Here is a 14716-nt window from a genome sequence, read left to right as displayed (position 1 = left end):
ACCGTGGGAGACGGCAGAGGGCAACTTCCCGGAGGCACCTACTGCCGATCAGGGAGCCCGGGCAAGTCACTGATCAGTAACTATTACCCAAAGTTAAGGCGGCATAACACGGCAGAATGTGATCTGCGTTACGCCAACCGGGCGGTTCTCAACGCCGTGAGGACGCTCACGACCGTTCACCGCAGCCGCGACTCCGTTGCCCGACCCACGACCGGCGTTATGCGCTCAATGCAACCCACCGGCGACCCTCATCCCGTGTCGCCGGCAATCCCCGCATAGCCGCTGCCCCGTCCAGCGGCTCCGCTGACATATCCCCAGGTCAGCGGCCAAACTTTGCCTCTTGCCCAATAAGACGCGCCAAACCGGCTGGAGGTTGTCTCTTCTCATCCGTCACTTCACCGGGCAGTCAGGTCGCTGCGCCCGCTGGGCGGTTGTTCGCTCACAGTCGCCTCCGGCGTCCCTGCTCCGCTGGTGTCTCTGTCAGCGTGGTCACTCTCTGCCGTGTCCGTGCCGCTTGTGGTGGGCGAGGTTTCTTGACTCGCGGTTTTGCACGAATCGAGCAGGTCCCTCGCCGGGGGCTGACCTCTGGGCAGGAGGCTGTGTTCGGTGTTCCTGTCTTGTGCTCGGATCTTGGGTTGTTTTTGGGGCAGGAGCCGCCCCGAAGCCTCTTCCGTGCTTGCGCGCACGCTGGTGGTGGGCGTGTTCTGTGCTGGTGTGCACCTAGGCCACGGCTTGACTTTGCGCTTGCGTGCTCACTGGCTCGGGCTGGGCTGGTTCGGTGTTCGCGCGCAGTCGACTTGGCTGGTTGTGCGGTCGCGGGCGGCCAACTGGGTTGGTTCCGCGTTCGCACGCGGCCGAGTGGGGTTGGTTCTGCGCAAGCCCCAGTGTCGTCGCAGCGGACCGTGTCGGCCACGACCTGGCCTTACTGTGACCTGGTCTTGGCTCGCAGCCCCGCCTTGCGATCTCGGAGCGGCCTTGTCGGGTGCGTGCTGCCGCTGGCTACGTCCCCGACGTTCTGCCGAGCTGTCCTGGCTCCGCATCGCGACCAGGTCGCGTGTGACCTGGTCTCTGGCTCGCCACCCCGTCTCGTCTCGCGACCTCGTCGTGCCGTTGTCACATGCGTAGTGCCGCTAAGCCCTGTCCCCGCTCTAACTACCCCGGCTTTTCAAGGCGTACCCGCCAGCGGGGGCTTCGAATCTCGGCGCACCGGCCGACGACTCGTGCGGTGTCCGTTTCGTGGGAGTGGGGCGGCGCTGGGTGTCCGGTTCTGGTGTCGCGGGCCTGGTGTGGGCGGGTTCACGGCTTTGTTGATCACTCGGGTGGCGCATATCCGGTTCCGACCTCGTGACCTGGTGTGTTTGTCGTCGCGGCTGTGCTGGCCGAGGTGGGGTGTGATCGCCTTGCTAGGTTCGGGGCGATGAATTCGCGGATCCGATCGTCGGAAACCCGGCATCCGACCGGCCCGACCGCTGGTGAGGGTGGAGATCTCGTGCCGGAGCGGCTTGAGGTACCTGCGCTGTTGAAACTGGCGATCGCCGTGGCTGTTGTCGGCGCGGTGTCGTTGGCGATCGGCCCGTTCGTCGGAGTGCTGCGGAGCGCGCCTCCGGCTGCCTACGACAGCAGACCGCTTCTCGTCGTCCTCGCTGTCCTTCCCGTCCTTGTCGCGGTCGGGTTGCTGGTTGCCAGGAGGCCTGTTGGCGCGGCGGGTGTTCTCGTCGGCGCCGCCTTCCTTGCGCCGGGGAGGGCGTTGATCGACCTTCAGCTGGCTTCAGATGCGTTGGTGGCGTCGAGGCCTGAACTGGTTGTGCCGACTGATCTTGTTCCGTTGGTTGCGGGTACGGGCACGTGGCTGCTTGTCGCCGGGCATGTGCTGACTCTGGCCGCTGGTGCCATGGTCATCGTCCGTGCCGGTGCGCGGCCTGGCACCGCTGTTGCCGCGGAGTTCGAGGAGTCGGAACCTGAGTCGCGCAAGCGATTGCTTGGATGGGGATTGGCGTTCGGCGGTCTGGCCGCCATCGGCCTGCTGATGCCACCGTTCCGTTCGGACAACGCTTTTCTGCTCGACGTCGACCTCGCCAACGGGCCAGGGCTGGTCATCGCGGGCGGGCTGCTGATCGCGCTGGCCGCGTTGCTCGGCTGTGTCGTCGCTGGCACTTCCCGTACGTCGAAGATGGGCCGGGGTGTCCTTGTCGGCGTCGCCATCGCGGTTCTCACGTTCTTGCTTCCCGCGCAGATCGCCGGGATCACAGTGGACTGGTTGCACGCGGACTGGCGCTCCTACATGGCGACCGTCGGCGCGCTGGGCCTCGTCGCCACCGCCGTGTGGCCGAGCGGGCTGGCCTTGAAGCGCGGCGAAGGTGTACCGATCGAGCAGAGCGGCGGCCGGATGCACCTGATCGCCGGTGTGTTCGCGATCCTCGCCGGTGTCGCCGCGATTCTCGGCCAGGCCACGGACCTGTTCGTCGTGGAGATCCCGACCGACGTCCCGATCAACCAGACCGACGAGCTGATCATCCTTTCCGGAGTGCGACCGGGCTCGTTCGCCAACGGGCTCCTGCTGCCCGCGGGCATCCTCGTCCTCGTACTCGGCATCCTCCTGGTGATCAAACCGGTCGCCCGGATCTTCCGGCCGATGTTGAGCGTCGCGTGGGTCGGCATCCCGCTCGCCGCGTTCGTGGCGCTGGACGCCGTCATGACCGCCACGTCCACGAGCGGTGCGATCCGCGCGGGCGCGGCGACGTGGTGGACGCTGGTCGCGGTCCTGCTTGCCCTGGTCGCGGCCATCTGCGCAGGTGCCGCGGGCGCGATCGAACGTGACGATGTCGACCTGTCCGACCGCTCGTCGAACATGATCCTGATGGCTCCGCTCGCGGCGGCGGCGTTGTTCGCCATCGGCGCGTTCGGGCTGCCCGCGATGCGTGCCGAGCAGTACGTGGCGCCGGGCATCTGGTCGAATTTCCGCACCGCGTCGTGGGGTCTCGTCATCGCCCTGATCGCGGTGGTCATGGCTGCGGCGATCGCGTCGACCAGCCGTCCGCCACGCGCCGCGGCCTTGTTGTTCGGCTCCGCCGGCCTGGTCGCTGTGCACGCGCTCGAGGTGCCGATGACTGGCGGGCGTGCAGAGGGATCAGCGGCGGCTGCCGGGACGTGGCTTTCGCTGGCGACCATCGCGGCCTTGGTGATCAGCGCGTTCGTGGCGTTGGCGGTACGGCCGGAACCCGCGCGGCGCAGATGATCCGGCTGCTGCTCGTCGAACTCGAACCCGACGACGTCGAGACCCAGGTCCTCGCGCGCGCTCTGCGTGACGGCGGGGTCGAGGTCGTGTACGCCGAAGCGGGCACCGTCGACGAGATCGCGAGCGCGGCCGAACAGGAGGACGTGCGCGCGGTCGGCCTCGTCGTCCGGACCGGCGAACATCGCTTGATCGGTGCCGAACTGGCCGGGCGGACCGTGGTGTTCGCCACTGCGGACGGCGACGAACACGCCCTGCGGGCCGCCGGAGTCAAGGCAGTTTTCCGCCACGGCAACGCTGAGGGCGTCGTGAGCTGGGCAAGCGCGTTGACGTCCGATCACGAGCGGTGACCGACCTCACCAGTACCGACGGCCCGGCCCGCCGCGCCGGTCGCTAGGGTCTTTTCGTCCAACGCAGTGCATATGGTGGAGCAGGAGCTCTCAGTGGACCTGTACGAGTACCAGGCGAAGGACATCTTCGCCGCCCACGGAGTGCCGGTACTGCCGGGCTCCGTGGCTGACAACCCTGAAGACGCCAAAGCGATCGCGGCCGAACTGGGTCAGACGGTCGTCGTCAAGGCGCAGGTGAAGACCGGTGGTCGCGGCAAGGCCGGTGGCGTGAAGCTGGCCGACGACCCGGAGGACACCAAGACCAAGGCCGAGGCCATCCTCGGACTGGACATCAAGGGCCACGTGGTCCGCCGCGTGCTGGTGACGCCGGCGTCCGACATCGCCGAGGAGTACTACTTCTCGTTCCTGCTCGACCGCGCCAACCGCAAGTTCCTCGCGATGGCGTCCGTCGAGGGCGGGATGGACATCGAAGAGGTCGCCGCCACCAAGCCCGAGGCGCTCGCCAAGGTCCTGATCGACCCGATCGAGGGCGTCGACCTGGCCAAGGCCAAGGACATCGCGGCGCAGGCGAAGTTCCCCGAGGCCGTCGCCGACCAGGTCGCCGAGGTCATCGTCAAGCTGTGGGAGACCTTCGTTTCCGAGGACGCCACGCTCGTCGAGGTGAACCCGCTGGTCCGCGACCCGCAGGACAAGATCGTCGCGCTGGACGGCAAGGTCACGCTCGACGACAACGCCGCGTTCCGGCACCCGGCGCACGCCGACCTCGTCGACGTCGCGGCCGAGGACCCGCTCGAGGCCGCGGCGAAGGCCAAGGACCTCAACTACGTCAAGCTCGACGGCCAGGTCGGCATCATCGGCAACGGCGCGGGCCTCGTCATGTCCACTCTGGACGTCGTCGCCTACGCGGGCGAGAAGCACGGCGGCGTGAAGCCCGCCAACTTCCTCGACATCGGCGGTGGCGCGTCGGCCGAGGTGATGGCCAACGGGCTGGAGATCATCCTGTCCGACCCGGACGTGCGCAGCGTGTTCGTGAACGTCTTCGGCGGCATCACCGCGTGCGACGCGGTCGCCAACGGCATCGTGCAGGCCTTCCAGTTGCTCGAGTCCCGCGGCGAGGCGGTCACCCGCCCGATCGTGGTCCGGCTGGACGGCAACAACGCCGAGGAAGGGCGCCGGATCCTCACCGAGGCCGCACTGCCCGGCCTCGAGCAGGTGGACACAATGGACAACGCGGCCGACAAGGCCGCCGCACTTGCTTCCGCGGGGGCGTGAGACAGATGGCCATCTTCCTCAACGAGAACTCCAAGGTCATCGTCCAGGGTATGACCGGCTCCGAGGGCACCAAGCACACCAAGCGGATGCTCAAGTCGGGCACGAACATCGTCGGCGGCGTGAACCCGCGCAAGGCGGGCACGGAAGCCGACATCGACGGCACGCTGGTACCGGTGTTCGGCTCGGTGGCCGAGGCGATCGAGAAGACCGGCGCGGACGTGTCGGTGATCTTCGTGCCGCCGAAGTTCGCCAAGGACGCCGTGATCGAGGCGATCGACGCCGGGATCGGGCTGGCGGTCGTGATCACCGAAGGCATCCCGGTGCACGACTCGGCCTACTTCTGGGCGCACGCGGGTGCCAAGGGCAACAAGACCCGCATCATCGGCCCGAACTGCCCGGGCGTGATCTCGCCGGGGAAGTCCAACGCGGGCATCATCCCGGCGGACATCACCGGCCCCGGCAAGATCGGCCTGGTGTCGAAGTCGGGAACGCTGACCTACCAGTTGATGTACGAGCTGCGTGACATCGGCTTCTCGTCGGCGGTGGGCATCGGCGGTGACCCGGTGATCGGCACGACGCACATCGACGCGCTCGCGGCGTTCCAGGACGACCCGGAGACCGAGCTGATCGTGATGATCGGCGAGATCGGCGGCGACGCGGAAGAGCGCGCGGCGGCGTACATCAAGGAGAACGTGACGAAGCCGGTTGTCGGTTACGTCGCGGGCTTCACCGCCCCGGAGGGCAAGACCATGGGCCACGCGGGCGCGATCGTGTCCGGCTCGGCGGGTACGGCGGCGGCGAAGCAGGAAGCCCTCGAGGCAGCGGGCGTGAAGGTCGGCAAGACGCCGAGCGAGACCGCCGCACTGGCCAGGGCGATCGTCGAAGGCAAGTGACCCGACGGGTCACGTCGAGCTGATCGCCGACTGCGGCGACCGGCTCCGGACAGCCGAAGCGGACCGGCCCGAAGCAAAGGGATCATCCGCGAAACCGGTTGTCCACAACTCGCGGGTAACCCCGCTGACCAGCACTATCCCCCGATAGACTGGCAGCGGGGTCGCCCCCCGGGTTGGGTGGGGGACTGTCTTGCGGGCGTTTGTCGGTGAATGCTCGCTGTGCTCGAGCTGGTTGGTACCTCGGCCGGGCTTCTGCGGGTCGACGCATGGCTGCGGCGTGATCGCTTGATCGGCACGCGCGCCGGCGACGCGGTTCGCGTAGGAACATCAACTGCGCCAAGGCTTTCCGTGCACCTGGTCTTCGCCGCCAGTGATCTCGACGGCCGACCCCGTCGGCTGCGCGTCGAGCCCGGTCCGCGGCTTCGTCGGACTGCGCAGGCAACTCGGGCTCACGTCGGCATCCGAGTCCGGTGTGGATCTCGGCGCGCCAGTCGCGGGCCGTTCCCGGACCGCGGTGTTGTGGAGAGTTGGGTGCCGAGTACTCAGCCGCACCGGTCGGCTACTCGTCGTGCACGCTTCTCACTGCCGCGCTTGCCCGACGTCTCCCATGTCGGGACGCGGCACCAGGCTGTGATCAAAACTTTAATCGCGCGCCGGTGACTTCTTTTCCTGAATCGCTGCTGGTCAACCGGGTCGGCCCGGTCGGCGGCGCCGGGACGCGGCACACCGGCTCAAGAGTCTTGCACTCACCCGACCGGGTGCTGGTGTAGCGTCCGGCCCTGCCAAGTGCCGCAATCGGACCATCCGGGGAACCATGATGTGCCAGGCTGCGTCAAAGGTGGAAAAATTTGTCCGAACTATCGCGGTGAGCACCAGCTGAGGAGAAGCACGCGATGACCTTCCCGAGCGGAGCGCCGGGCGGCTACCCGGGTCAAGGCCCGCACCAGCCCGCGCCCGGCCCAGCAGGTTACGGCCCCCCGCCCGGCCCAGGAGGCGGCCTCAAACTGAGCCTGCCGCAGATGCTCGCCCTCGGCGCGGGTGGTCTGGGGCTGCTGAATCTTTTCCTCGGCTTCGCCCCGGTCGTCACCGGCGCGTCTTTCTACGAGGCGTTCTTCGGCTGGGTTCCCGGCCTCTTCGCGGCCGCGGGCCTCGCTGTGCTCCCGGTGATCCTGCCGGGCGGTGAGAAGAAGGCCGGCTTGCTGCCCGCTCTGCTGAGCGTGTCGGTGATGCTGGCGTTCCTGTTCAGCGTGTTCTCGGCCCGCGGTGACATCGCGGCCGGCGGCATCATGATCCTGATCTTCGGCATCCTCCAGGCCGGTGCTTCGGTTGCCGCGTACCTGTTCGAGCAGGGCATCATCAAGCCCCCGGCGCCGAACCCGTACGGCGCGCCCGGTGGCTACCCGCAGCAGCACCCTGGTGCGTACCCGCCAAGCGGTGCCTTCCCGGCGCAGCAGCCGCCGGGTGGCGCGCAGGCGACCGCCCAGCAGCCGCAGCCCGGCCAGCAGCCGTTCGGCGGCCCTGGCCAGCAGACGCAGTTCGCGCCGCAGCAGGGCCAGTTCGGTGCGCCCGGTACTCCGCCGGGTGGCTACCCGCAGCAGCCGCCGCAGCAGTAACGATCTTTCCCCCGACGGGCGGGCCGTGACCTTCACGGCCCGCCCGTCGTCTTATGTAGACAGGCTGTGACCAGCCTCGACGTATTTCACTTGATCGGTTGACTGGGCGGCGTGCCTTCTGGCCCGAGCACCTTCCGTGCTGTCATCGTGACTGTATGTCCCTGTACCCACCCGATCTGGCGGACGACGTAGACGAGCCGTTCACCAGCCGGGCGCGGGTACTGCTGGTGGCCGCGATCGGACCGTTGTTCCTGGGGTACGCGGCCGTGGTCGGCTTACTCGCGCTTGTCATCTCCGTTGCCACCAAGACAGACATCTCGACGTTGAGCGTGCTGTCGGCTGGCCTCCCGGGTTGGCTCGCGGCCTATCAAGCGCCGTTGTCGCTCGACGGTCACGCGTTGGGCGCGTTGCCCCTGCTGCCGACGCTGCTGGTCATGTGGCTGGTCAGCCGAGCGGCCGCGAACGCGGCTGATCGGCTGGAGGTGGAGTCAGCGCGGGACGTCGTGTCGATCGTCGCGACCATCATGGCGACGCATGCTGTCGTCGGCGCGGTTCTCGCCAAGGCCACGGCGACGGCGACGATCACCGCCGGGCTGCTTGTGCCCGCCGGAGTCGCGGGTCTGGCCGCGGTCCTCGGACTCGCCAGACGCGGGTATTTCGAAGATCTTCTCGACCGTTGCGACGAACTCGTGGTGCACGGGCTTCGCGCGGGTCTGATCGGCCTCGCGACCATGGTCGGGCTCGGGGCGGCGTTGTTCCTCTTCGGACTGTCCACGTCGTTCTCGACGGCGGCAGCGTTGTTCGCGCCGAGCCTCGGCGACGGCCTGGGCATGTTCCTGATGTCGGCCGCGTATCTGCCGAATGCCGTTGTCGGCGGGATTTCCTTCGTCGCGGGCCCCGGCGTGACGATCGGCGAGTTGACGGCCGCACCGCTGCACTTCACGGGCGGCCCGTTGCCGGGCGTGCCGATCCTTGCCGCGTTGCCGGAGAGGGGCGCGGCCTGGTGGCCGATTCTCTTCCTGCTGCCCATGGCGGCGGGTGCCCTGGTCGGCTGGGTTCTGCGGGACGCCAGCGAAGACCCGATCGCGCGGTTGCGTGCGGTCGGCGCGTCCGCTGTCGTCGTGGCTGGCGGGTGCGTTTTGCTGGGCATCGGGGCAGGTGGACGGCTCGCGAACGGCGTGTTCGACCCGTTGACCGTGCATCCGTGGAGCATGGGCCTGGCGATGTTGCTGTGGATCGCGCTGCCCGCCGCGACCGTTGCCTGGTGGGCCGGGCCTCGGCTGGTGCTCGCACCGGCGCGTGGACTGCTGGACGACTCCATCGAAGCCGAGGCGGAGACGGACGGGAACAGCGAGGAAACCACCCCGGACGAAGAGGCCACGGACAGCGCGGAGGAACCGGTCGCGCCGGACGAGAACCCGGTGGACGAGGACAAGGACGAGCCGTCACCCGATGACGACGAGCCGGACCTGCCCGAAGAGATCCAGAAGTGAGCACTTAGGCTGGCCGTAACCGACCAGGCCAGGAGACCACGCTGAGCGCTCAACCGCATTCGCTGCCCAACCCCGCCAAGGTCGTCGTGCTCGTCTCCGGATCGGGCACGCTGCTGCAGGCGCTGTTGGACGAGATCCGCGTCGGGGCGATCCCGGCCGCAGTCGTCGCGGTCGGTGCCGATCGCACTGGTATCGAAGGCCTCGCGCGCGCCGAGCGCGCCGGCGTGCCCACGTTCGTCGAGCGGGTGCGTGACCACGCCGACCGCGCCGCGTGGGACGAAGCGCTCGCCAAGACAGTCGCGTCGTACGAACCGGACCTGGTCGTCTCGGCCGGGTTCATGAAGATCCTCGGCGGGGCGTTCCTGACGCGCTTCGCCGGGCGCGTGATCAACACGCATCCCGCGCTGCTGCCCGCTTTCCCCGGCGCCCACGCGGTCGAAGAAGCCATCGGCTACGGCGTCAAAGTCACCGGTTGCACCGTGCACCTCGTGGACACGGGCGTGGACACCGGGCCGATCCTCGCCCAGCAGGCGGTGCCGGTCGAGCCCGGGGACGATGTGGCCGAACTGCACGAACGGATCAAGACGGTGGAGCGGCGGCTGCTGGTCGACGTGCTCACGCGCCTGGTGCGCGAGGGCTACACCGTGGATGGACGAAAGGTGAGTATCCCGTGACCTCAGAGACACGTCCGGTTCGGCGTGCGCTGATCGGCGTCTCGGACAAGGCTGGTCTGCTGGAACTGGCGACCGGGCTGCACGCGGCCGGTGTGGAGATCATCTCCACCGGCGGCACCGCGAAGGTGCTCGCCGACGCGGGTGTGCCCGTCACGCCGGTCGAGGAGGTCACCGGTTTCCCCGAGTCGCTCGACGGCCGGGTCAAGACGCTGCACCCGCGCGTGCACGCCGGCCTGCTGGCCGACATGCGCCGCCCTGAGCACGTGCAGCAGCTCGCCGACCTGGACATCAAGGCGTTCGACCTGCTCGTGGTGAACCTGTACCCGTTCGAGCGGGCGGTCGCGTCCGGCGCGTCACCGGACGAGTGCGTCGAGCAGATCGACATCGGCGGGCCCGCGATGCTGCGTGCGGCAGCCAAGAACCACGCTTCGGTCGCGGTCGTGATCGACCCGTCCCGCTACTCCTGGGTGCTGGAGAAGGTCAGCGCGGGCGGATTCACGCTGGAAGACCGCAAGCAGCTGGCGCTGGAGACCTACCGGCACACCGCGTCCTACGACATCGCCGTGGCGTCCTGGATGGGCGGCGTGCTGTCGCCGGACGACGAGGGCAGCAACTTCCCCGGCTGGGTCGGTGCCAGCTGGAAGCGGTCGAACGTGCTGCGGTACGGGGAAAACCCGCACCAGGGCGCGGCTCTGTACGTCTCCAGCCACGGCGGTTCGGGCTTGGCGACGGCAGAGCAGTTGCACGGCAAGGAAATGTCGTACAACAACTACGTCGATTCCGACGCGGCCTACCGCGCGGCCTACGACCACGCTGAGCCGTGCGTCGCGATCATCAAGCACGCCAACCCGTGCGGCATCGCTATATCCACAGTGGACATCGCAGAGGCGCACCGCAAGGCGCACGAGTGCGACCCGGTGAGCGCCTACGGCGGCGTGATCGCGACGAACCGCGAGGTCACCGTGGAGATGGCCGAGCAGGTCGCGGACATCTTCACCGAGGTGATCGTCGCGCCTTCGTACGCCGACGGCGCGGTGGACGTGCTGACGCGCAAGAAGAACATCCGCATCCTGATCGCGCCCGAGCCGCAGCGCGGCGGCGCCGAACTGCGCCCGGTGTCCGGTGGGCTGCTCCTGCAGACCAAGGACACGCTGCAGGCCGACGGCGACGACCCGGCGGACTGGACGCTGGCGACCGGCTCGCCTGTCGACGACGAAACGTTGGCGGACTTGGCTTTCGCGTGGCGCGCCTGCCGCGCGGTGAAGTCCAACGCGATCCTGCTCGCGGTCGGCGGCGCGACCGTCGGCGTCGGGATGGGCCAGGTCAACCGGGTCGACTCGTGCCGCCTGGCGGTGACCCGGGCGGGCGACCGCGCCAAGGGCTCGGTTGCCGCGTCGGACGCGTTCTTCCCGTTCCCCGACGGTCCGCAGGTGCTGATCGAGGGTGGCGTGAAGGCGATCGTGCAGCCCGGCGGCTCGATCCGTGACCAGGAGACCATCGCGGCGGCCGAAGCGGCCGGGGTCGCGGTGTACCTGACCGGGACGCGGCACTTCGCCCACTGACGTTCGTCCGCTGTTCACAGTCGCCCGGCAGGATGCCGTGGATGCGAAGAGTCCTGCTCGTAGTGTTCACGGCGATCCTCGCCGGGCAACACCCCGCCGTGGCTGCGGGGTACCCGAAGGTGGACGCCCAGGTGGAGACACCTGGGCTGTTCGACGACGCTGAAGGCGGCAACGCGGACGCCGACGACCCCGCGATCTGGGTGAACGACCACGACCCCAGCCGCGGCATCGTCGTCGCCACGGCGAAAGAAGGCGGGCTCCACTCGTATCGCCTGGACGGCAAGCAGATCAAGCACGTAGCAGCCCCGGCCCGCCCAGGACCCGAGCACGCACCAGGCCGGTTCAACAACGTCGACATCGTCGACGACCTGGCGATCGTGTCCGACCGCGGCCGTGACCACATCCGGTTCTACAAGGTCAATGGCCTTGAGGACTTGACCGCGCCAGATGTGCCGTTCGTGTTCTCGGCAAATCAGTCCGAAGTGGACGAACAACGAACGGCATACGGCCTGGCGGCGTGGTACGACCGGGCCGACCGCGCGACGTATGTGCTTGTCAGCCGCCGCTCGACAACCCAGGTCGCCCTGCTGAAGGTCGAGCCGCGCGGGAAGAGGTACAGCTACCGCGTCGTCCGGACGCTTGACCTGCCCGGCGAGTTCACGCTGCCGAACGGCGCGAAGTGGCAGCCGTGCGACGAGCCTGGCGTGCAACCGCAGGTCGAGGGCATGGTCGTGGACCACCGAACCGGAACGCTGTACGCGGGCCAGGAAGACGTCGGCATATGGCGGGTATCGGCGAAGCTGACCGGACGGCCCGTGCTGATCGACAAGGTCCGCGAATTCGGCGTCCCGGGAACCTACGATCCCGAAACCGAGGAATGCGCGCCGGGGAAGGACCCGGGTTTCGGCGGCCATCACGTCTCAGCGGACGTCGAAGGTCTCACAATCCACTATGGACGAAACCTGCTTCTGGTGTCGAGTCAGGGCGACAACACTTTCGCGGCGTACGACTTGCCGGGCAGATATCGGGCGTCGTTCCAGATCAAGTACGGCGACGACCTCGTACAGGAAAGCGATGGCGCCACTGTGGTCGGGACTTCCCTTGGTCCTCGGTATCCACACGGTCTGCTCGCTGTGCAGGACGGTCGCAACGCCGGCGAATCCAGGGACAGCACCAACTTCAAGTTCGTCAGGTGGGAGGAGGTCGCTCGAGCGATCCCTTGACCGTCGAGCCGGTGGTCCCTTCATCAAATCTCGTTGTCCACAACTGGCCGGTAGCCTCCTTGACCTGCTGTTTCCCCGTTAGACTGGAGCAGGGACGCCCCCCGGGTTGGGTGGGGGACTGTTTGTATAGGTGCTAGGGCTTCTTGTTGTGGTTTTTGCACGGAACAAGCCTGGTCCCTCGCCGGGAGGCTGACCTCTGGGCAGGAGCACCCCCGAAGCCCTTTTCTGCGCTTGCGCGCTCGCCGCTCGGGTTGGTTCCGCGCTTGCGCGCGAGCCGTTTGTGGTTGGTTCGCGCTAGCTTTCTTGGGCTGGGTGGCGCTCGCCTTGCCGTTGTGCCTATGCGATTCGGTATGTCTCGTCCGGCACATCGGTAATGAACATGTGGCCGGGTGAATGCGTGATCGCGAAAGGTGGGCAAGATGTCATCAGCGCGGCTTGCGGTGTCACCCCGCAAGCCCAATACATCGGCACGTCACCGGCTTCTGCGTCCACCGCGTCTCCGAAGTCTGGTGTGGACAGATCTTTGATGCCTAGTTCGCTGGGGTCGCCGATGTGTACGGGGGCGCCGTGTACGTCCGGCATCATTGCGCTGATGCGGCTCGCCTCTTCTGTCATGTTCGCGGGGATGTGCCGCATCGAGACCACTAGTGGTCCGCGGATTCGTCCTGCCGGTCGGCAATCGCGGTCGGTGATGTACATCGACACGTTGCGGCCTTGTTCGACGTGCCTGAGCGGAATTCCGGCCGCTACCAGTCCGTGTTCGAACGTGAAACTGCATCCGAGCAGGAATGCCACCAGGTCCGAGCGCCACATCCGCGTTACGTCCCGCACTTCGCACAGCAACTCCCCGTTCTCCCATACGCGGTAGCTTGGGATGTCTGTGCGCAGGTCTGCGTTGGGGGCCAGTGCGGTGCTTGTCGTGCCTGGATCTGTTACGTCCAGGATTGGGCACGGTTTTCGGTTGCGTTGTGCGAACAGGAGGAAGTCGTACGCCCAGTCGCGGGGGACCGCGATCAGGTTTGCTTGCGCGTAGCCGGGTGCCCAGCCGCTGGTTGGTGCGGCGGTTCCTTCTCTGAAGGATTTCCGTGCCTGGTCCGGGGTCATGTCAGTTCCCTTCCCAGGGTTTCCGGCAGTCCGAGCAACGCCAGCACGGCGATGCCGTACGCGACCGCCCCGAACACCATCGCACCGCCGACGCCCCAACTCGTTGCCATGAACCCGACCAGCGTCGGGAAGAGTGCGCCGACTGCGCGGCCGAAGTTGTACGTGAATCCCTGGCCTGTGCCGCGCAATGCTGTCGGGTACAGCTCCGCCAGGAATGACCCGAACCCGCTGAAGATCGCCGAAGCGCAGAAACCGAGCGGGAATCCGAGGATCAGGACCAGCGTGTTCGCGCCTTCCGGGATGTTGATGTACGCGATGATCAGCACCGCGGACAGCACGGCGAAGAGCGTGAACGTCTTCTTCCTGCCCATCCAGTCGGTCAGGTAGCCGCCGGTGACGTAGCCGATGAACGCGCCGGAGATCAGGAACGCCAGGTAGCCGCCGGTTCCGACGACCGTCAGGCCCCGTTCGGTCTTCAGGAACGTGGGCAACCATGTCGCCAGCGTGTAGTAGCCGCCCTGCACTCCTGTCGCGAGCAAGGAGGCGAACAGTGTTGTCCTGGTCAGGTCTCCTTTGAAGATCGCGGCGAACGATCCCCTGTTCTTGTTGGCCTTGCGCTGTTGCTCGACGTGCGGCGCGTCGGTCACGTTCCGGCGGACGTACCAGATCAGGACCGCTGGCAACGCGCCTGTCCAGAACAGGATTCGCCATGCGACGTCGGGGTCGGCGATGCTGAACACCACCGTGTAGACGATCACCGACAGGCCCCAGCCGACTGCCCACGCGCTCTGGATGAACGCCACCGCGCGGCCCCTGTACTCGGGTTTGGCGTACTCCGCGATCAGGATGGCGCCTGCTGCCCATTCGCCGCCGAAACCGAGTCCCTGGAATGCCCGCAGGACAAGCAGAGTCTCGTAGTTCGGCGCGAATCCGCACGCCACCGTGAAGACCGCGTAGGTGATCACCGTGATGACCAGCGTCCGGACACGGCCGATCCGGTCGGCCAGGATTCCCGCGATCGCGCCACCCACCGCCGAGACCACCAGGGTCACCGTGGTGAGCAGGCCCGCTTCCACCTTGGTCAGGCTGAAGTACGCGGTGATGGCCACCATGCTGAGTGGCAGCACCTGGAAGTCGTACGAGTCGAGGCCGTATCCGCCGAAGGCGCCGACGAACGCACGTCTTCCACGCCCGCCGAGCGACCGGAACCACTCGAACGGCTTGGGTTTGCCCTGGGTCGTCGTGCTCATCGGCACCTCCCGAGGATGCTGCGGATGTGTTGACTGTAAGGATCGTTCAA

11 protein-coding genes are annotated in these 14716 nt (G+C 67.5%); 9 read left to right on the top strand and 2 right to left on the bottom strand.

The window, feature by feature from the left end; translation table 11 throughout:
* Window positions 1-1489 precede the first annotated feature (1489 nt).
* From AOZ06_RS49120 to AOZ06_RS49080, 9 genes are all read left to right on the top strand, one after another.
* Window positions 1490-3235, top strand: a complete 1746-nt coding sequence (locus tag AOZ06_RS49120) for a hypothetical protein (protein WP_054295662.1) — start codon at window positions 1490-1492, stop codon at window positions 3233-3235.
* Window positions 3232-3582, top strand: a complete 351-nt coding sequence (locus tag AOZ06_RS49115; protein WP_054295661.1) for a hypothetical protein — start codon at window positions 3232-3234, stop codon at window positions 3580-3582. Before AOZ06_RS49120 ends, AOZ06_RS49115 begins: the two co-directional genes overlap by 4 nt.
* A gap of 93 nt (window positions 3583-3675) precedes the next feature.
* Window positions 3676-4854 carry an ADP-forming succinate--CoA ligase subunit beta gene (gene sucC / locus AOZ06_RS49110; protein WP_054297480.1) on the top strand — a complete coding sequence of 393 codons (1179 nt, stop codon included), beginning with the start codon at window positions 3676-3678 and terminating at the stop codon, window positions 4852-4854.
* A 5-nt stretch (window positions 4855-4859) separates the two neighbouring features.
* A complete protein-coding gene (gene sucD, locus AOZ06_RS49105) occupies window positions 4860-5747 on the top strand; it encodes a succinate--CoA ligase subunit alpha (protein WP_054295660.1) in 888 nt (295 codons plus the stop codon).
* An 893-nt stretch (window positions 5748-6640) separates the two neighbouring features.
* Window positions 6641-7360: a DUF5336 domain-containing protein gene (locus tag AOZ06_RS49100; RefSeq protein WP_054295659.1), complete on the top strand. Its 720-nt coding sequence runs from the start codon at window positions 6641-6643 to the stop codon at window positions 7358-7360.
* Window positions 7361-7515: 155 nt separating this feature from the next.
* Window positions 7516-8853 (top strand): cell division protein PerM, encoded by a 1338-nt coding sequence (locus AOZ06_RS49095; RefSeq protein WP_083472440.1) that lies wholly within the window; start codon window positions 7516-7518, stop codon window positions 8851-8853.
* A gap of 86 nt (window positions 8854-8939) precedes the next feature.
* A complete protein-coding gene (purN, locus tag AOZ06_RS49090) occupies window positions 8940-9527 on the top strand; it encodes a phosphoribosylglycinamide formyltransferase (RefSeq protein WP_236951980.1) in 588 nt (195 codons plus the stop codon).
* Window positions 9524-11089: a bifunctional phosphoribosylaminoimidazolecarboxamide formyltransferase/IMP cyclohydrolase gene (purH, locus tag AOZ06_RS49085; protein WP_054295657.1), complete on the top strand. Its 1566-nt coding sequence runs from the start codon at window positions 9524-9526 to the stop codon at window positions 11087-11089. Before purN ends, purH begins: the two co-directional genes overlap by 4 nt.
* A 41-nt stretch (window positions 11090-11130) precedes the next feature.
* Window positions 11131-12312: a phytase gene (locus AOZ06_RS49080; RefSeq protein WP_218921903.1), complete on the top strand. Its 1182-nt coding sequence runs from the start codon at window positions 11131-11133 to the stop codon at window positions 12310-12312.
* A gap of 336 nt (window positions 12313-12648) precedes the next feature.
* On the opposite strand, the gene AOZ06_RS49075 is transcribed toward AOZ06_RS49080, so the two are convergent.
* Together AOZ06_RS49075 and AOZ06_RS49070 are read right to left on the bottom strand one after the other, a co-directional pair.
* On the bottom strand, window positions 12649-13416 hold the full coding sequence (locus AOZ06_RS49075; protein WP_054295655.1) for a putative hydro-lyase: 768 nt from the start codon (window positions 13414-13416) through the stop codon (window positions 12649-12651).
* A complete protein-coding gene (locus AOZ06_RS49070) occupies window positions 13413-14666 on the bottom strand; it encodes an MFS transporter (RefSeq protein ID WP_054295654.1) in 1254 nt (417 codons plus the stop codon). Before AOZ06_RS49070 ends, AOZ06_RS49075 begins: the two co-directional genes overlap by 4 nt.
* Window positions 14667-14716 lie beyond the last annotated feature (50 nt).

The organism is Kibdelosporangium phytohabitans, assembly GCF_001302585.1.
Classification (GTDB): Bacteria; Actinomycetota; Actinomycetes; order Mycobacteriales; family Pseudonocardiaceae; genus Kibdelosporangium; species Kibdelosporangium phytohabitans.
This window is presented reverse-complemented; position numbering and strand designations above follow the sequence as displayed.

Excerpts from the sequence above, each read along its gene's own strand:
- AOZ06_RS49115 (WP_054295661.1), top strand. The coding sequence starts at position 3,232 with ATGATCCGGCTGCTGCTCGTCGAACTCGAACCCGACGACGTCGAGACC.
- sucD (WP_054295660.1), top strand. The coding sequence starts at position 4,860 with ATGGCCATCTTCCTCAACGAGAACTCCAAGGTCATCGTCCAGGGTATG.
- AOZ06_RS49100 (WP_054295659.1), top strand. The coding sequence starts at position 6,641 with ATGACCTTCCCGAGCGGAGCGCCGGGCGGCTACCCGGGTCAAGGCCCG.
- AOZ06_RS49095 (WP_083472440.1), top strand. The coding sequence starts at position 7,516 with ATGTCCCTGTACCCACCCGATCTGGCGGACGACGTAGACGAGCCGTTC.
- AOZ06_RS49080 (WP_218921903.1), top strand. The coding sequence starts at position 11,131 with ATGCGAAGAGTCCTGCTCGTAGTGTTCACGGCGATCCTCGCCGGGCAA.
- AOZ06_RS49075 (WP_054295655.1), bottom strand. The coding sequence starts at position 13,416 with ATGACCCCGGACCAGGCACGGAAATCCTTCAGAGAAGGAACCGCCGCA.
- AOZ06_RS49070 (WP_054295654.1), bottom strand. The coding sequence starts at position 14,666 with ATGAGCACGACGACCCAGGGCAAACCCAAGCCGTTCGAGTGGTTCCGG.